Origin of the sequence: Maribacter sp. Asnod1-A12 (genome assembly GCF_045063735.1) — a bacterium.
GTDB lineage: Bacteria > Bacteroidota > Bacteroidia > Flavobacteriales > Flavobacteriaceae > Maribacter.
This window is the reverse complement of record NZ_JBEFNZ010000006.1, coordinates 3,325,207-3,344,388: the sequence shown is the minus strand read 5'-3', so window position 1 is coordinate 3,344,388 and position 19,182 is coordinate 3,325,207. Positions and strand designations below refer to the sequence as shown.

17 protein-coding genes are annotated in these 19,182 nt (G+C 34.7%); 8 read left to right on the top strand and 9 right to left on the bottom strand.

From position 1 onward, the window contains the following. Positions 1–13: 13 nt before the first annotated feature. The 9 genes from ACJJVP_RS14420 to ACJJVP_RS14380 all read right to left on the bottom strand — a co-directional run bounded on the left by ACJJVP_RS14420 (position 14) and on the right by ACJJVP_RS14380 (position 11,763). A complete protein-coding gene (locus tag ACJJVP_RS14420; RefSeq protein ID WP_405414583.1) occupies positions 14–3,034 on the bottom strand; it encodes a TonB-dependent receptor domain-containing protein in 3,021 nt (1,006 codons plus the stop codon). 44 nt (positions 3,035–3,078) lie between these two features. Beyond that, positions 3,079–3,720, bottom strand: a complete 642-nt coding sequence (locus tag ACJJVP_RS14415) for a DUF2064 domain-containing protein (RefSeq protein WP_405414582.1) — start codon at positions 3,718–3,720, stop codon at positions 3,079–3,081. Positions 3,721–4,124: 404 nt separating this feature from the next. Then, complete coding sequence (locus ACJJVP_RS14410) at positions 4,125–4,505, bottom strand: PleD family two-component system response regulator (protein ID WP_405414580.1); 381 nt, start codon at positions 4,503–4,505, stop codon at positions 4,125–4,127. Between the two features lie 223 nt (positions 4,506–4,728). After that, positions 4,729–6,069, bottom strand: coding sequence for a DUF3526 domain-containing protein (locus tag ACJJVP_RS14405; protein ID WP_405414578.1), 1,341 nt, complete (start codon positions 6,067–6,069; stop codon positions 4,729–4,731). Beyond that, positions 6,070–7,509: an ABC transporter permease gene (locus ACJJVP_RS14400; RefSeq protein WP_405414577.1), complete on the bottom strand. Its 1,440-nt coding sequence runs from the start codon at positions 7,507–7,509 to the stop codon at positions 6,070–6,072. Positions 7,510–7,511: 2 nt separating this feature from the next. Then, complete coding sequence (locus ACJJVP_RS14395; protein WP_405414576.1) at positions 7,512–10,007, bottom strand: TonB-dependent siderophore receptor; 2,496 nt, start codon at positions 10,005–10,007, stop codon at positions 7,512–7,514. Positions 10,008–10,014: 7 nt separating this feature from the next. Next, positions 10,015–10,704 (bottom strand): ABC transporter ATP-binding protein, encoded by a 690-nt coding sequence (locus tag ACJJVP_RS14390; RefSeq protein ID WP_405414575.1) that lies wholly within the window; start codon positions 10,702–10,704, stop codon positions 10,015–10,017. 231 nt (positions 10,705–10,935) lie between these two features. Beyond that, a complete protein-coding gene (locus ACJJVP_RS14385; protein ID WP_405414573.1) occupies positions 10,936–11,211 on the bottom strand; it encodes a hypothetical protein in 276 nt (91 codons plus the stop codon). 171 nt (positions 11,212–11,382) lie between these two features. Continuing rightward, complete coding sequence (locus ACJJVP_RS14380; RefSeq protein WP_405414572.1) at positions 11,383–11,763, bottom strand: Fur family transcriptional regulator; 381 nt, start codon at positions 11,761–11,763, stop codon at positions 11,383–11,385. Positions 11,764–11,844: 81 nt separating this feature from the next. Between ACJJVP_RS14380 and ACJJVP_RS14375 the strand changes: the two genes are divergently transcribed. From ACJJVP_RS14375 to ACJJVP_RS14340, 8 genes are read left to right on the top strand one after another with little or no spacing between them, the layout of a single operon-like run. Next, entirely contained in the window at positions 11,845–12,249 is a 405-nt protein-coding gene (locus ACJJVP_RS14375; RefSeq protein ID WP_405414571.1) for a MerC domain-containing protein, read from the top strand. Further along, a complete protein-coding gene (gene folE, locus ACJJVP_RS14370) occupies positions 12,239–12,904 on the top strand; it encodes a GTP cyclohydrolase I FolE (RefSeq protein WP_405414570.1) in 666 nt (221 codons plus the stop codon). The genes ACJJVP_RS14375 and folE overlap by 11 nt, the downstream gene beginning before the upstream one ends. A gap of 49 nt (positions 12,905–12,953) precedes the next feature. Continuing rightward, positions 12,954–14,639 (top strand): PhoX family protein, encoded by a 1,686-nt coding sequence (locus ACJJVP_RS14365; RefSeq protein ID WP_405414569.1) that lies wholly within the window; start codon positions 12,954–12,956, stop codon positions 14,637–14,639. Positions 14,640–14,666: 27 nt separating this feature from the next. Beyond that, the gene (locus ACJJVP_RS14360) at positions 14,667–15,581 is read left to right on the top strand and encodes a GTP-binding protein (protein ID WP_405414568.1); all 915 of its coding nucleotides are present in this window, start codon (positions 14,667–14,669) and stop codon (positions 15,579–15,581) included. Next, entirely contained in the window at positions 15,578–16,774 is a 1,197-nt protein-coding gene (locus ACJJVP_RS14355) for a GTP-binding protein (protein ID WP_405414567.1), read from the top strand. The genes ACJJVP_RS14360 and ACJJVP_RS14355 overlap by 4 nt, the downstream gene beginning before the upstream one ends. Continuing rightward, positions 16,726–17,421: an ABC transporter ATP-binding protein gene (locus tag ACJJVP_RS14350; protein WP_405414566.1), complete on the top strand. Its 696-nt coding sequence runs from the start codon at positions 16,726–16,728 to the stop codon at positions 17,419–17,421. Before ACJJVP_RS14355 ends, ACJJVP_RS14350 begins: the two co-directional genes overlap by 49 nt. Then, positions 17,418–18,665 (top strand): ABC transporter permease, encoded by a 1,248-nt coding sequence (locus ACJJVP_RS14345; RefSeq protein ID WP_405414564.1) that lies wholly within the window; start codon positions 17,418–17,420, stop codon positions 18,663–18,665. Before ACJJVP_RS14350 ends, ACJJVP_RS14345 begins: the two co-directional genes overlap by 4 nt. Next, positions 18,655–19,092 (top strand): hypothetical protein, encoded by a 438-nt coding sequence (locus ACJJVP_RS14340; protein ID WP_405414562.1) that lies wholly within the window; start codon positions 18,655–18,657, stop codon positions 19,090–19,092. The genes ACJJVP_RS14345 and ACJJVP_RS14340 overlap by 11 nt, the downstream gene beginning before the upstream one ends. Positions 19,093–19,182: the final 90 nt, after the last annotated feature.

Genomic DNA, 19,182 nt, shown 5'->3' with positions numbered 1-19,182 from the left:
TATAATAGTTCTATTAGAATAAGTACCTCGCACTAAACTGAAACTGCCTTGGTGGCGCTGCGTTTCTTCCAATAATACCACTACCGGCAGGACCTTCTTGTATTTGGTTACTTTGGGTGGCATTATTGCTAAAACCACTTAAGTTTACTGTATTGAAGAGGTTAAAAACATCGGCTCTTAATTCTATTTTATTTCCTTTAGATAGTGCAAATTGATATTGTGCAGCCAAATCGAACGTATACGACCATGGTAGTCGATCACTATTTCTGCTTTCACCAGGCGAGCGATCACTGTTTCCTGTATAATTTTCACCAAAACCAGTACCATCACCATTTAAATCTCGGGTAAGAAATTGCTCAAAATCGGCAGATACAATTGTGGTATTCGGAATTCTATTAATTGGCTGACCACTTTGTAGTAAACCTGCAAGCGTTAAAGAGAGTCCCTTTACCGGGTACAAACTACCAATCGCATTAATAAGGTGAGTACGGTCATTGATAGAAGGTCCAAATTCTAGGTCATAATTATTACCATCCATAGCTCTAAAATTGATTCCTTCAGTATCATTTTTAGATGAGGATAAAGTGTAATTGAAACGGTAACCAAAAATGCCTTCGCCACGGTCCTTTTGATAATTAAGACTTAAAGCAGAGTATCGTGATCGACCTTCACTTTCTGTTATAATAACACTCCTCGCTATACCGGTTACTCGTTGCCCATTAATTGTAGCACCTCCATTCTCTATAGGTATTGGTCTTGACAAATCAGCTTCTGCCGCTGTACGTACATCATCTTGAGTAAAATCTGAATCAATAGTTAATTCTTCGGCAGCGTTTAAATTACGTAGTCTAAACAAATCGCGTGCTACATTATGTACCAAGTCTACATAGAATAAACTACTTTGATCAATTTGCCACTGATAACCCAAGGTAAATTGATGCGTGTACGGATTTTTGTAACCATTTGGGTTTAGAATACGACGCTCATTGCTAAATACACTTTCTCTATTGGCCTGTAACGTTTCTCCAGACGGACCGCTTAAATAACCTATATTATCTGCTTCTACAAAAGAGGCCGTTAAATTACCTTCAAAAGTAACTCTATCAATATCTGTATCTGCCGGTAGTATACCTAAATCAATAAATTCTTGTAGTTGTAAACGATAATCGGCACCATTGGTATTTTGTTGCAGTGCATCACTATAAAGCGCATAATTAATTTTATCATAAAAAATACCATACCCACCACGTATGCTGGCATTATCACCAAGCTCGTAATTAAAATTAAAGCGAGGTGCTATATTATTAACGTCACCTTTTGTACTGCCACCTTTTGAAAGGTTATCATAATCATAACGTAAACCATAAGTAATCTTAAGTTGATTGGTTGCACTCCATTCATCTTCTACGTATATCGAATAAATATTCTGAGTAGCTCCAAAAGACTGAGGTCGTAGCTCTACATCATAAGAAGTAACCGTAGCGTTCGATGGAATGTCATCAATACTCAAACCACTGCCTAAGTTAGCGGTATTCAAAACATCTAGTTGATTTTGGGTTAATCTTACTGAGTAATTACCACTGGGATTACCACCACCAGTAAGACTATGGTTACCAGATATTAAACCTAAACCAGCCTTTAAAGTATGGCTATTAAGGTAAAATTTACCTTTTTGCTGAAATTGAAAAGTATTCTCTAATTCATCAAAATCAAAACCCGGTCGACCAATTATTGCAATTGCTGATGAACCAGGATCTAGTATAGTTACCCGTGGGCTATCCGCATCAATAGGTCTGCCATAATCCCATCTAAAACGTGAATATTGAAAATTACTTTGAAAGCTATATGTGTCACCGATAAAATCATTTTTGAAAGCGATATTTAACGAATTACGATCTTGAAAATTTCCCGCAGAAGGAAAAAGTACACCGCCATCAAGGCCACCACCTTGTCTCTCAATAGTTACTAAACCAACATTGGCACGTAGTGAACTTCGGAAATTTTTAGACCAATTTTGATCAATTTTGGCAGAAATATATGCAAAATCATTATTTCCCCTAACGGTCTCATTTACACCCAACTGTTCAGAATTTAGAAGGTTATCCTTAAGATCTCTTGTATATTCTGCATTAACAAAAAAGAAAGTTTTATCTTTTACAATTGGTCCCCCAACAGCAAAACCTTGCTGATATCTTTGAAACCCATCTTGAACTTGGTTTCCAGAGAGATCGCGTTGTGCAAATGCAGAACTTGCATCAACTGCCGCCCCTGGTCTAGTTACAAAGAACACTTCGCCTTCTATTTCATTGCCACCAGATTTGGTGGTAACATTTATCACGCCGTTATTAGATAATCCAAATTCAGCTGAATAGTTATTTGTCAATACCGTAATATCTTTGGTAAAACCAACGGGAATAGCAAATTTTTGTCCCCCTAAAAAACGTTCGTTATTATCAAGACCATCAATAAGATAGGATGTGTATAAACCGTTACCTCCGTTTATACTTACATTTGGTGCCTCAGGAAAAAAACCTGTAGCCTGAGATACGTTTGGTAATCTGAACAATGCCCTAGTAATATCTCTACCTTCAACAGGTAACTCTTTAAGTTCTGCCTCTTTAAGTTCAAAAGATACCTCTGCAGATTTTCGATTTATACGAGCCCCAGCGATTGAAGAAACTACTACTTCATCTAAACTCTCGGTAATTGTCGAAGACGGAATTAATAAAAATTGCAAGCTAAGCTCTTGGTTAGAGCGAACATCTATAAGCTCTGAAACTTGAGCGGCATATGTGTCATTACCATCGAATACCACTTGGTAACCATTTATAACAGGTACAGAGTTGAAGTATACCTTACCTGAAACGTTAGTATTTTTATTGACCTCGTAGGCCATGTTCTTATTTAATAATGATATGTTGATTCCTTCCATTGGTTGATTTGTGTCAAAATCAATAATGGTTACCACTATATCTTCTTGTGCAGATAGCACGGCACAGCATAGCATAAGAGCTATTCCTAAATATTTTCTCATAAGAATTTTTGAAAGCACCCGTAGAGTGCAATTGATACATTAAATTAAAGCCCGATGGAAAGTTGAGTGTTGGGCGAGCCTTTATTGAAAAAACAGGCTAAAAAATATGTGGAATTAAAATTTTGACTGTATCGGCCAATAAAACTTAAAACTTCTAGTAATTTTTGTAGGCAAGAACCTATAACCTTAAAAGACACACCCAATTGGGCTAGTACTTTTTTTATTTCCTTTACTTCATCTAAATCATAAAAAGCTGGTAGATGATGAATTGTATTCTGTGCATGTGTTACACCTAGAGTTGTAGTAAGATATTGATGAACCTGATTGAAAATTTTATCGGTCTGCCAATCAAAAGACTCAAACGTTTTTGCATTAAAATGATTCTTTGAAAGTGCCAATAAATAAAAACCGCCATCTAAACTAGGACCAATAGTAGGCTGATTCTGTTGTAATCTAAGATACGCCTCTTTAATATGATTAGATTTTAACTGAGGTGTATCATTACCTATAGCGATAACATTTTCATAACCCAAGTCAAAAACAGATGTCATGGCATGAGTAAAACGTTGTGCAAAGGTATTTCCTTTCTGTTCTTTTTCGGTAAAAAGAATACAATCTAAATCTGTAGTCTTGGCTTTTTTTAGACTACTTGCGGTAAGCTTTTCAGAAAGTTCACCAGAAACCATAAAATGCTTATGCTTTCTCTCTTCTTCTGAAGAAAGTGCAAAAACAAGAATTGCTGTTTTGTTTAAATTAGCGATGTTTCTAGGTTTTAAAACTCTTTGGTCGTAAAGTTATCTAAAACAAAACAATAAAAATGATAAATTTTGAAGGATGTAGAATTCCAACAATTCGGAAACCCAAAAAAATATTCGAATAAATCAATGTAAATCAATGTAAATCAATATATTATACTGAAAATTACATCGTTAAAATATCGTTATGTAGTACAATAAAATGGTATAAAAATTAATAATTCCTGTATTCTTATTTAATGGATTTGGATAATTAATTTATGCTATAACTTTAAGTTTAAAAAACAAAAAAGGGAAATGCCTGGTCTGCTAAGGTTGACTGCTAAAATTAGCTGTTACGGCGTTATTACTTTTCTATCATAAATTTGATCGTAAACTAAATCGATAGATTTGTGAAGTTCACTTTTTGTAAATGGCTTGCTTACAAAATCTACACAGCCGAGTTCTCTGGCAACAATTTCAAACTCTTGTTTAGTAGAACTCGATATGAACGGAAGTCGGTCTGCAAACATTTCTAGAAATGAAAGTCCGTGCATACCGGGCATTTCAATATCTGCCATCACAACTTGTGGCTTGGCTATTTGTATGTGTACCCAAGCATCATAAGAATCTTCAAAAGTAAGCACACTACGCACTAAAGGATGTGCTTTGGCAAGCTTTTCTGCTAACGATAACCATAGATGAGAATCATCTACAATAACTAGTTCGAGTTTCATACTATTCGAGTTTAGAGGCGAAAAGTACCCCATTGTCTCAAAATGAAAAATTAATTCAGATAAAAGGCTTGAAAGTGTCTTTAAATGTTAAAATAGAGGTCAATTGTCCCGATAATCAGCACATTTAGATACTTAAAACTTCATATAATATATTAGTTAATCAAAAAAGAGATAATAAAATAAATAATACATAGGCTAGAATTTCCTCTAGCCTATGTTTATCTTATAACTTTCTTAGGTTAACTATAGCTGAAATAGCAATAAGTACTGTTATTAATATTGTAGGTAGCAATAGTTTTAACCAACTAAAACCATGGTCTACTTCGTGAAATTTAATTTCATGATTTTTCCAATCTACTGAACTCGCTGTTTTATGATTGAATATTTTATCATAAAAGCCCAGTCTCAAATTTTCATGAAACTTAGTCAATGCATTTAAAAAATCTAAATGACTTATCATATCTGTACCTGAAAGATTATTTAAAGTTAATTGTGCATGCATGGTAGGTACAAACAGAGCTACGTTTTCACTTACAGAATTTCGTAACTTAATCTTTTCAGTCATTTCTTCACTTGTTTCTTTGGCCGCTATATCTCCCATATGTTGCATTCCATAATACCAAATCCAGCTGAATTTATCTTGCGGCACTTTATATTTTACATACTGTGGATAAGCTCCAATAAAACCATTCATGGTAACATCCTTTTCTAGATCCCATTTTTCATGATAGCCATCTCTTTGCTCTACCATGGCATCTAACGCTTCTGGCACCTGATATTTGTTGATTACATAATTGTTTATTAAAGCAGGAAACAAAATGGTCAATACTACCCAAATAGAAATCAATGCCAAGGCATTAAAACTGGAGTTTTTTAGTAAGGTAACTATCCAAAAGCATAAGGCACTCCAAAACAATACATACAATATACTTTGTAGAAAAATAGCCCAGAAATTCTGCTTCATTGGTATCTGAAGTAGTGCACTTGCTAGAAACATCAAAAAAATCAATACCCCGAATACAAAGAGTATTCTAACGATTAGTTTTTTGAATAAAAACTGTGCTTTCCCAGAGGTTTGTGCCGCTAAGATCCGCCAAGTCCCCAATTCTTTTTCTTCGGAATACAGGTTGAAGGTCATGGCTATTAATACCAACGGAAATAAGTAAATAATAACAAAGCCTAGGTCTAAATTACCCGACATGAGCAATGACGGATTCTCAAAATCGGTATCATATTTTTGCCCTTCCAAACCGCGAATGGTTACGGCTTGTAATAACGGATTTACATCGCTCTGTCCTATAGAAATAGCACTAATGTTTACCGGTTTCTTAACCAAGGTAAATCGTAAGTAATACAACAACAACCCCAGATCATCATGATGGTATTCTAAATTCTTCTTTATACTCTCTTCTTGAAACACCTGAGCTGCAGCAATCGTCTTTTCTTGTTTGACCAAATACTGCTTGCCAATTAAGATGCTGATGACACCAACGGTCAATAACAATACTAAACTAACTAAGAAGATTTTTGTCCTAAAAAATGATTTAAATAATAAACTGTACATCTATATTGCTTTTAGGTTGGTTGATAATCTTAATAGTCCGAAAATGGCTAATACACCCCATAAAAGTAATGCAAACAAAGAGGTCAACTCATTTTTGAATACATCTGAAATAGTCAAAAATTGGTATTCGAACGGCGGAAATTCTTTCCAGTAGTCATTTGAAATCGTATCGGGTCCTGCTTTACCCTTATTCGGAATTAGATCCATCTGTAAACGATTCATTTCTTGGGCTAAATTGAAACGATACGTCTCTGCCTTATCTTTAAAGTGAAGGAAAGATTGAAAATCAGTACCAGAGAACGCCATAGACAAGTTCTTAATTGCAGTATATGGGTTTATAAAGGCAGAATAGCGTTCTAGATTATTTTGCTTGCCATAAACTTTATATAGCTCTGCTTGATGTTCTAGATATACACCTGCACTCAAAGCTTCACCTTTAGACATAACAAAACCACCATAATTAAAGGGTAAATCTGCAACATCGGTTACATTGTTTGCCAGTAGTACAGAATCTTTTAATGCTTTAAAATGTGGATCGTCTGGATTATGGCTATCTCCCAATTGCATTAGGTCATGCTCAACCGCTGTTTCCATTTCTATTTTAGAAGGAGTAGGGTATAGGTAAAAACCAATTGCCTGTAGTGATTTAGGAACTATGATAACGAATAGCAACCATATACCCAACAACTTTACCAAAGCGCCTTTAGCGGTTGCGCTAAAAGCTGAAACCAAAATAGTGATGGCGCTTAAAATTCCGAAAAATAACACGTATGATATCAGCAATACTAAATATCTAGATACACTATCGAAATGTATGCTGTCGTGTGATTCTACCAAAACAAAAAATAACAACACTAAAAATATAGCGCTTAGAAAAATCAATGAAAGACTCCATAAGCCCAACCATTTTCCAAGCACGATTTCCTTTCTTGTAATTCCTTGTCCTATTAAGAGTTTTAAAGTACCATTTTCTCGTTCTTTTGCTATAGTTGCAAAACCTAAATAGAAAATTAGTAATGGTACGATCACCTTTAATAACATAGCCAAACTTACCTCACCAAATCGCAGTAAACCTGTAGACATACTGGCTTCAGAAAAGTTTACGGTGTTCTGTTTGTGTGCTTCCAAGAAAACGGCATTACCGACAAAATTTTCCATTCCCAAATCAAAAACACTGAGAACGTGTTTCAGTCTAAAGGCAAAAGAACCATAGTGCGCCATACGGTGTGGGTGCTTATCCGGATTGTTTTCCCAGCTTTCTTGAACTTCATGTTGAATTTCATCTCGCGCAAAATTCTGGTCATGGTAATTTTCCCATCCGCTGTAAGCAGAGAAAATAAGTAAGAACAGCATCAAAATTGACGAGATTAACATCACCTTAGACCTAAAGGCATCTTGCCAAAATTGCCATGCCAGTAATTTTATAACTTTTTTTCTCATACTTAGAAGTTATACGTTGCATTTAATAAAACATTTCGAGGTGCACCAGGTCCTAATCTTGAAGGGTTAAGACCACCTAACCAATAGGTTTCATCAAATAAGTTATTCAACTTAAGTGTTAATTGTATTCCAGTGTTATTTGGCTTATAATAAAGCGCGGCATCAAAAACCGTATAAGACGGTAATAACAAACGATCGGTATCATAAGTAGGGTTATACCAAGTAAATCTTTCGTCCACATATTGCGCACCAAAACCGATTCCGATACCTTTTAGAGTTTGATTCACAAAGTCATATCGACCCCAAAAATTTGCATTATGCTTTGGTGCACCTCCAATAGGTTCGCCAATAAACTCTTCTATAGCATCTTCTACAATTTCAGCATCTGCAAAACCATAAGACGCCGTAAGGTTAAAATTCGGAGTAACGTAACCAGAAATATCCATTTCAAAACCTCTGCTTCTTTGTTCTCCTCTTGTGGTTAAATTATCTAGATCATAGGTGTCGCCCAATAAAATATTTTTTTGGGTAATATTAAAAATAGCGAGGTTAGCAAATATTTTACCGTTCATAAACTCTCCCTTTACACCAACTTCTGTTAAACTGCTTTCTAAAGGATCAAACCTGCTTGGTGATGTTGACCAAAAGAAACCTTCGGCAGTTGGTGATAAAGAAACCGTATTTGTATGTGGTTGAAATCCTTCTAAATAAGTAGCATAGGCACTAACTGTATTAGTCACTTCGTATGTTAACCCTAGTCTTGGAACAATAGCATCGTTCTTGAACTCTTGCTCATCTCCCTTATAATCAAAAATGTCTTTGAACGTCTCATACCGTAAATTAACTAGTGCCGAGAATTTACCGACTTTGAATTGGTTTTGAATATAGAAACCATTTGAAGTATTTAAATTTGCAGGTATCGATAATTGGGCAAGGTTGTAACTATCTGTATTTCTGGCTCCATTAAATGGATCTTCCAAATTAAAATGAGGCACAGCTGGTACGGGCATAGTAACACCGTCTACAACCATTTGTTGAAAATTATCTGGATTACTAGGGTCATAATTCGACTGACCACCATCAACGGTTAAATATCTTCTAGCACGAAGAAATCCGGCTCCAATTTTTCTTTCCCATCGTGTAGCATCATAACCAACTAATAGTTTGTTGGTAATATTTCCTTTATTAATATCGTAGGTAAAATAAGTGCTAAAATTATCTGTCTCCCAAAATTGCTGTCTTTCATCGTAGCGTAACCTTGCAAGCGTAGTAATTACATTACCATCAATATCTACCGCTGTACCATCAACTCTATGCTCTGCTAAATCTTCGTCCCAAGTTTGTTTCATAAACTGGGCATTGAAACCTAAATTCTCAGTAAACTTATGATTGAGATTAGCCATAAAGATAACCTCTTTAGTTTTGTAATGGTCGCTTGATGCACCTACATTCATCGTAATAGGTGTACTATTTAAATCGTACTCACCATTAATAGACCCAAATATCGGTTGACCTCTATCCAAATTTCCAACGGCATCGTTATAAATCATTTCTACGTTAACCGATGTGTTTTCGTTTGGGATATAACTAAAAGATGGCGAAATTAATATTGCATTATTATTTACAACATCTCTAAAAGAATCCGCTTCTTGAAATGCTGCATTAAAACGATATAACAAGGTTTTAGATTCATTTAATGGCCCTGTAAAATCTGCTGTTGCTCTTAATGTACCATAACTACCCGTGGTAAAACCTACAGAACTTCTTTTCTCTGTCAATGGTTTTTTGGTTACCATATTTACCGTACCACCCGGGTCGGCACTTGAAAAGGTAACAGAAGAAGGACCTTTGATAACTTCTACACGCTCTAAATGAGAGGTAATCGGTTGTAAAAAGTAGTATTGACGTGTACGCATACCGTTTAACATCTGTCCATCATCTGCTTGGGTAATACCGCGAATGTTGTAATGATTATATAAACCTGTAACTGTTATATTACTAACGGTTTTAACAGCATCTGGCAATTGAAAAGCTAGTCGGTCGGCTATTAATTCTTTGGTAACACTAGTGATGGCTTGTGGTAATTCTTTATTCTTAATGGCTACCTTGGTTGCTGAAAAAGAATAATCGCTATTGTAATCTGTTCTAAGTCTGCCTGTAACTTCTACAGATTGTAATTGTTCTACATTCTCTTGAAGGTTGATGGTACCCAAATCATAATCGGTAAATTGGTTGAATGATTTTTTAAAACTTTGGCTTTTCATACCTATATAGCTTATCGAAATCTGATAGTTTCCCGTTTCGGAAAGCGCAAAATCAAATTGACCATCGTCTCCAGTTACAGTACCTCTTTTTTTAGAAGTATTCTCAAGGTTATAGGAAATAGTCGATCCAAAAATGGGAGCTCCTTCATTATCCAAAATTTTTCCACTTACAGTAATTTGCGCCAAGGCAATGTTACCAACAAGTAACGCTAGTATGGTTATATAGTGTCTCATGTTTTAATTATATAGTTTCTAGGTAAAGTTGATTTAATTCATTTGCGTTAATCTCACTGGCTTTTAGCTGTTGTGCTAAAACACCTTCTTTCATGATACCAATTGTTGTACCCAATTCTACGGCATTGAAAATATCATGTGTAGCCATAAAAATGACTTTGCCCATTTGAGCTAGCTCTTTACAGATTATGGTGAATTCGGCGGTCGCTTTTGGATCAAGCCCAGAAGTAGGCTCATCCATAAATATTACTTCTGCATTTTTGGCAAGTGCAACGGCAATTCCCACTTTTTGACGCATTCCTTTAGAATATTCAGATAACCTTTTGTGTTGGGCATCTGCCTGTAACCCGGTCTTACTCAAGAAAGCTTCTAATTCTGATGTAGAATAGGAGAAGCCAGCCAATTTGCTAAAGAAATCAAGGTTCTCTATACCTGTAAGGTTACCGTATAATTGAACCGTTTCGGGTATATATGCTGTAAGCTTATTGGTGTCATCCTTGCCCACTTCTTTATCAGCAACGAACGCTTGTCCGCCATCTTTTTTAATGAAACCTAAAAAGATATTTATAGTAGTAGTTTTTCCCGCACCGTTTTGTCCTAACAAACAAAATATTTCTCCTTTTGAAACCTCAAAGGAAACATCTTTCAATGCCTTTTTTCCATTATAGGACTTGCTTATATTTATTGCTTTTAGCATATAACTATTATGTATTAAAATTGATAGTACTTGTAACAACACATCATTAAACCTTAATTAAAAGGTACATGAGCATTTTAAAATTATTGAAGATTACCTTAGAAGAAAGGCGTTGTCTATTTGGTTATTAAAGAATGATTAGCTTGAAAAAATATAGGCTTGCAAAATTTTAATAACAATGAAAAATGTTGAAACACCTTGAATTAAGGCATCTAAAACATTTCATACGGACTAAATAAATTGTGGAGGAGGCCTAGTAAAGAGATAACTAGATAAATACCTTTGGTTTAAGGCTAAAACTGGAGCAGCAATGGTAATCTTTGGCTCACCATTATAAATTTCTATTTGCGGAAAAACATGCGGTTCTGCTTCTAAGAGCGGAACAAAATTAACAGCAGTGGTAATATGACAAACCTCGCAATGTTGAATGTCGGTATCGTTTTCATGATGAGAAAGCGAGTGCAAGCCGGCTACCTTGAATAATAAAATCAAGGAAACATAAAACATGACAATAAGATGCTTTTTGTTTTTCATCTACAGATTGTAAAAATAAATATTGTTATGATTTAATTAAGAATTAATATTTAAAAACCTCTTTTTATGAAAGACTAGCCTTTTGTTTCAGTAACAATTATATTAAAACTCTAGACATTTATTTTATATTAATTATAGAAAATGTTATACGAAACACTCTTCGCACTTGCCTTGAATCAATAATTGTGAGACTTCAATTTTTCTGTTCGGTATTTGTGGCAGTGGTACAGTAAATGACAAACAATCAACCCTGCCGCAACTAAGACATTGAAAATGGGGATGAACATCTTTATGTTCGGAGGAAGTACAATCATTACATCTTGCATACCACTTCAAGCCTTCTTTCCCTAAAAAAGAATGTAGAATACCATCATCTTCTAGCTTGTCTAATACACGATAAATAGTGGTTTTATTAAATGTTGTTCCTAGCTTACTTATGAGTTTTTTTGCAGAAATAGCTACAGAGCTATTATCAAACTCCTCTAGTAATACTGCCACAGCCTTTGTTTTTCTAATTACTCCCATACAACAAATATAACGCAACCTTGTTGCATTAACAAATATTATATCTACATTTGCAACTCAGTTGTATTAACATAAATTTAAATGATTTTAATAAAACAAAAATCTGACATTTTAGGAACTTTTGCTAGTTCATTATGTCTTGTTCATTGCATTGCCACTCCATTTTTATTTCTTGCCCAAGCTGGTGCAGCAAACTGTTGTGACGGTCCGCCAACTTGGTGGAAATTTATGGATTACTTGTTCTTGGCAATTTCATTTATTGCCATTTTCTGGTCTACCAAAAACACTAATCTTAAATGGACCAAACCAATGCTTTGGTTTAGTTGGTCTGTATTGGCGGCAATAATACTAAATGAAAAACTAGAATTATTTTCTATTCCAGAAGCCGCCGTGTACGTTCCTACAATTACATTGGTCTTACTTCACCTATATAATAGAAAACACTGTAAGTGTAACACTGATAAATGCTGTGTAAATGAATCATAAAGAACAAATAGAAGCTACTGGCGACAATCATTTTTCAAAAAGTATTAAAACCCCGTTACGTGCCGATGCATTTGACAAGACAGATGATGAAAAAATCACTAAAATTCAACATCATTTTAAAATGATCATGGAAGAAATGGGACTAGACCTAACTGATGATAGTTTATCTGGTACCCCATACCGCGTTGCAAAAATGTATGTAAAAGAATTGTTCTACGGATTAAACCCTGTGAACAAACCAAAGCTTTCTACATTTGAAAATAAATATGGTTACAAAAAAATGCTCGTAGAACAATATATAAATATTGATTCTGCCTGTGAACACCATTTTCTACCTATAGTTGGACATGCTCATATTGCCTACATTCCTAAAGATAAAGTAATCGGGTTATCTAAAATTAACCGTTTAGTAGATTATTATGCTCGTCGTCCACAAGTTCAAGAACGATTGGTACTTCAAATATTGAAAGACCTGCAAAATGTTTTAGACACCGAAGATGTTATTGTCTCTGTTACCGCAAAACACCTTTGTGTTTCTTCTAGAGGTATAAAAGACCAAAGTAGTTTTACTACCACCCTTGAATATGGAGGGTGTTTTACCGAATCTAAAACGCGAAACGAGTTTTTAAAAATTATAATGCAAGAGAAGGTATAGCTTACAAATCAAAGCAAAATTGGAATTACATTTTTCTAAATAAATTATGATGGAGTATAATAGAAGAAAATTTATTTCCTTCATGGGAAAAGCGGGTTTAAGTACTGTTGTTATGCCTCAATTTTTAATAGGTTGTGGTAGTACGGCAACACCAATAAAAGGCTTTATAATTACACCCAAAGAAAGACTAAACGTGTTAAAATCATTAGTTTTAGAAGGTTTAGTAGCTTCTGATAAAGATGACCTTTTATTAGCTAACGGATTAGATTATCATACCATTATTAAATGGGGAGATAAAATTAACGATACAGACTCTTTTGGTTTCAACAACGACTTTACTTGTTTTATTCCTTTGGATGATAGCGAACCAAAAGATGGTTTACTTTGGGTAAATCATGAGTACGTAAATCCTCTTTTTGTTTCTGACTTTGATGCTAATGCATATGAAAACCCTTCTCAACATAGAACTAAAGAACATGTTGATAAAGAAATGTACAATGTAGGAGGAAGTATCATACGAATCAAAGAAGAAAATGGTATTTGGAAAATGGTTCAAAACGATCCTCATAATAGAAGAATAACTGCTAAAACACCTATTCAACTAAATTGGGACACCCCAATTAAAGAAAAGACTACCGTAATTGGCACTCATAGTAATTGCTCAGGTGGTATTACACCATGGAAAACATTTCTTACCTGCGAAGAAAACTATGATGGTTTTTTTGGAGAAACAGAATACGACACAAATAATGTAGCTACGCATAGACCTAGTTCTTACGGTTGGGAAAAATTTTATAATTACCCACCAGAACATTATGGTTGGGTTGTCGAAGTAAACCCAAAAGACGGGTATGCACAAAAACATATAGCCTTAGGTAGGTTTGCCCATGAATGTTGTACACTTTTTGAATTAGAAGATAAGCGCGTAGTGGCTTATACTGCTGATGATAGAAATGACGAGCATTTATATAAGTTCATTTCTTCTAAACCAGGTTCTTTAAAGGAAGGAACATTATATGTAGCAGATACGATCAACGGAAAATGGTTAGCTCTAGATTGGGCAAGCCAACCTATTTTAAAAAATAAGTTTAAAAACCAGACTGAAGTCTTGATCAGAGCAAGAGAGGCTGCAAAATTACTTGGTGCGACAAAATTGAACAGACCCGAGGACATTGAAATAGATCCCATTACTGGTCATATTTTTATTTCATTGACCAATAATAAGCCTCAAGGAGATTTTCATGGTTCTATTTTAAAAATAGAAGAAAACAAGGGTAATTTTGATGCGCTAAATTTTAAAGCTTCTACCTATTTGGCAGGAGGAGAAGAAAACGGTTTTTCTTGTCCAGATAACTTAGCATTTGATTTATCGGGCAATCTTTGGATGACCTCAGACATCTCTGGAAGTTCTATGAACAGAACAGACAAACCTTATATGCCTTTTAAAAACAATAGTCTTTTTGTTATTCCACGATATGGTGGTGATGCAGGAAAGGTAATCAGGGTAGTTTCAGCTCCAAATGATGCAGAGCTTACCGGACCTTGGTTTTCTCCGGATGGAAAAACGCTATTTCTGAGCGTACAACACCCAGGTGAACAAACTACAGATTTAAACAAGCCTACCAGTACCTGGCCTTTTGATGCCGATAATATACCAAAACCTGCCGTAGTTGCCATTACCGGAGATTTAATCGAAAAAATGAATAAACTAAATCAAATTGAAGGCAGTATCTAAATAGTCAACTAAAACAATATTATTCACATGGAAGCTATAATAACCGTCGTCGGTTTTTTGGGGTCGGGAAAAACAACTTTGTTAAAATACCTGATCAATAGCTATTTTGACAAAGGGTGGAGTCCATTTGTTATTCTTAATGATTATGAAAATGCCTATCTAGATGCGCAACAGCTCACGAATAAATTAGATGTTAAATCTATAAAAGCACTAAGCGGTAGCTGTATTTGTTGTAGCGGTATCATGGAACTTAGAAATACCGTAAATAGAATACCAAAAAGAGAAAACGGAATAACCTTAATTGAAGCAAATGGAACCTCTGATGCCTGCTCGCTTATGGAATTTCTGGGCGTGGGGCTCCATGATCGTTTTTTACCTCCAGTTCAAATATCTGTCGTAGATGTAAAAAATTGGCAAAATAGGAGAGAACATAATGAACTAGAATCCAATCAAATTCAGGTTTCCTCTCTTCTTGTATTAACTCATCTTGAACACACGACAAAAGATAGACAAACCTTAGTTATCAAAGCATTAAAAGCACTCAACCCAACTGCTAAAATTATTACTATAGACGACTTAGATGTTTCTCTTCTTCCGCTGTTATTGCCCACAAATAATACTGCTACAAAATTCGACCATCAAAAAGCACATTGGTCATCTTGCTCTGTTGATTTACCTGATCTACCTAGTAATATTTGTATTGAAAGCATATGCAAACAATTGCCCAATAGCATACTACGTGTAAAAGGCTGTGCAAAAATTGAAGGAGAAGACAAGTATACCTATTTTGAAAGAACACCAGATGGCAAGGTGTTCATTAGACCGTTTAACGGCATACCTACAATAGGATCTAAACTCTTGACCATAGGGCCAGGAAGTGAACCTACTATTTTAGAAGAAGCAATAAAGACTAGTTTAATTTTAAAAGAATCGAACACATGAAAAAATTACCTGTTACCGTGTTAAGCGGTTTTTTAGGAGCTGGAAAAACTACATTGTTGAACCATGTACTTCATAATAAAAAAGGTTTAAAAGTAGCGGTCATAGTTAATGATATGAGCGAGGTTAATATTGATGCTCAATTTATTGAAAATGAAAATACACTATCTAGAACCGAAGAGAAATTGGTGGAAATGTCTAACGGTTGCATCTGTTGTACCTTAAGAGAAGATCTTATGGTCGAGGTAGAAAAGTTAGCTTCTCAAAATAGGTTTGACTATTTACTGATTGAAAGTACAGGCATAAGTGAACCGATACCAGTAGCTCAAACATTTACTTTTGAAAGTGAAGACGGCGCCATTGATTTAAGTCGTTTTAGCTATATAGACAACATGCTTACCGTGGTCGATGCCTATAATTTTTTAAAGGATTTTTCTAGTTCAGATTATCTAACGACAAGAGACCTCACCAATATTGAGGGTGATGATAGAACCATCGTTAATTTATTGACCGACCAAATTGAATTTGCCAATGTCATCGTCATCAATAAAATTGACCTGGTATCCACAAAAGAGTTAGAAGAGCTTATTGCTATTATTCAAAAATTAAATCCTGAAGCCCGTATAATTACAGCCAATGAATCTAAAGTCGAACTAGAAAACGTACTTAATACGGGGTTATTCGATTATGAAAAAGCAGAAGCCTCTGCTGGTTGGTTAAAAGAATTAGAGAACGAACATATACCTGAAACCGAAGAATATGGCATTAGTTCATTTGTTTTCAGAAGTAAAGAACCTTTTCATCCAGACCGTTTTTTAAACTATTTAAACCAACGTTTTCCTCAGAATATAATAAGGAGCAAAGGTTTGTTTTGGTTGGCATCAAGATCTGACCAAGCATTACTATGGAGCTCTGCAGGAGGCTCTTGTAAAGCAGATTCGGCTGGTGTTTGGTGGGCATCAATGCCCTTAGCTGAACGCGTAGGCTACGGTGCTTTTGCTGAAAATCAAAATCAAATTGAATCAGATTGGAATGTTCTTTTTGGTGATAGAAAAATTGAATTGGTATTTATAGGGCAGCATATAGACAAAGAAGAAATGATTTCTGAATTAGAGAAATGTATTCTTACGGAGCCAGAGATAGACTTATGGAAAGAACAACTATTTCCACAACAAGATCGTTGGCCTATAGCTTAAAAATGCCAGGAAATTATATGGTACACACAGATCAACTTAAATTTCAATATAAAAATAAGGAACAGCTTTTTCGCTTTCCCAATATTACACTCAATGAGCAAGAAAACTTACTCATTCTTGGAAAATCCGGTATTGGTAAAACAACTCTTCTACATCTTTTGGCAGGTTTACAAAAACCCACCGAGGGTTCTATTGTAATAGATGATGTACAGATCAATTCATTATCACATGCTCAAATAGATAAATTTAGAGGACAACACATTGGACTCGTTTTTCAAAAAAGTCATGCTATTACGTCTTTAAATGTATATGATAATTTAAAGGCACGTCTATTTTTTAGCAAAAAAGCCGTCAACCCTAAGGCTATAGATTTTTTATTAGAACAATTAGATTTAACAGAGACTAAAAAAAATAAAGCAAACCAGTTAAGTGAAGGGCAATTACAACGTTTAGGTATTGCACTAGCTGTAGTACACGAACCAAAAATCATATTAGCCGATGAACCTACTTCTAATTTAGATGATGAAAACTGTAATAATGTTTTGAAATTGTTACTGAAACAAGCTTCGATCAATAAGGCTAATCTAATAGTCATTACGCACGATGCGCGTATTAAATCTGCTTTTAATAATGTAATTACGTTATGAACAATTGGACCTTAAGCCTTAAAAACCTTCTACATAAACCGCTCTATGCTTTTCTAAGTATTTTCGCCTTATCGATAAGTGTTGGTTTATTATTAGGTATTCAGCAATTAGACATCTCTATACAAAATCAATTTGAAAATGGATTAGGTGATATAGAAATGGTTGTAGGTGCAAAGGGAAGTCCATTGCAATTAGTACTTTCTTCAGTTTTACATATCGATAATCCAACGGGAAACATTCCGTTTTCTGAAGTCGAAAAGATGTCTAAGAACCCGATGGTAAAAAAAGCGGTACCTATATCTTATGGAGATAATTATAAAGGTTATCGCATTGTTGGATCCACTTTTGATTTTGGAGATATTTACAAAGCAAAACTTTTAAAGGGCAGGGAGATAGAGAATTCTATGGAGGCGGTTTTGGGTAACGATGTAGCACAACGTTCTGGTTTGAAAATAGGTGATAAGTTTGTAAGTTCTCACGGATTGACCCAAAATTCAATTGAAGAGCACGACCAATCTTTTAAGGTCGTCGGTATTTATAAAACCACGCATAAAGTAATTGACAGACTTATTGTAACCAACCTAGAAAGTATTTGGAACGTACATGAACATGGCGAAGAACATATAGAAGAAGAAAATGATGAAGTTGATCATCGTCATGAACATGAAAAAGAACACGATAATCATAAAGAGGATACTAAAGAAATAACATCAATATTGGTTTCTTTTAAAAATCCTATGGGGTATATGACTTTTCCAAGGCGAATTAATACAACAACGAATATGCAAGCTGCCTTGCCTAAATATGAATTGCAAAGACTTTTTCGTTTTACCGGTGTTGGGGTTAAAGCCATATCTTGGATTGCGTATATCATTTTACTTATTTCTTGTATCACTATTTTCATTAGCATATATAAAATGGTCAAAGAACGTGCATTTGATCTCGCATTAATGCGAACTTACGGCGCGAGTAATTTTCAAATCATCTACATAGTTGCACTTGAAGGTTTTGTAATGGTATTAGCTTCTTTATTATTCGGCTTTCTATTTTCTCAATTGGGTCTACTTTTTATTGTCAACATGTTCAAATCACAGTTTCAGCAAGATGTTGTATTGACATTCTCTAGAAATCAAATGATAGAAACCTTACTTATCGTTACGGTGATATCTATACTTTCGATTTTACTTGCTATTCTGCCGCTATTAAAAATGAATATCTCAAAAATTATAAGTGATGAAAAATAATTTCTTCTATCTATTCGTATTTCTATTATCTACAAACGCAATAGGTCAAGTAGATCTTACCTGGAAAGATTTAGCCGATATAGAATACACCGAAAAATATTTTAGAGATTATGACGCTAATTTTCTTTACCCAAAGTTTAGCAAAGAGATGTCTGATCTTGTTGGCAAACAAGTTTCATTATCTGGTTATTTTTTAGATATTTCTCCAAACGGCGATTTAATTGTCTTATCTAAAAACCCTTTATCTTCTTGTTTCTTTTGTGGAAATGGCGGACCTGAGACTGCAGTAGAAATCGTTTTTAAGTCTGATCAAGACTTTAAAACTGACGATATTGTTCTCATTACAGGTATCTTAAAACTAAATAAAGACGACATAGAACACTTTAATTACATACTTACTGACTGCTATGGTATACTATTGAAATAATTAATCGGTTTTTTAGAAAAGTTAAATTAAATATCTATTACAACTTAGTTGCGTTAATTTGAAAAAGGTAATATCTTTGGTAAATATTGT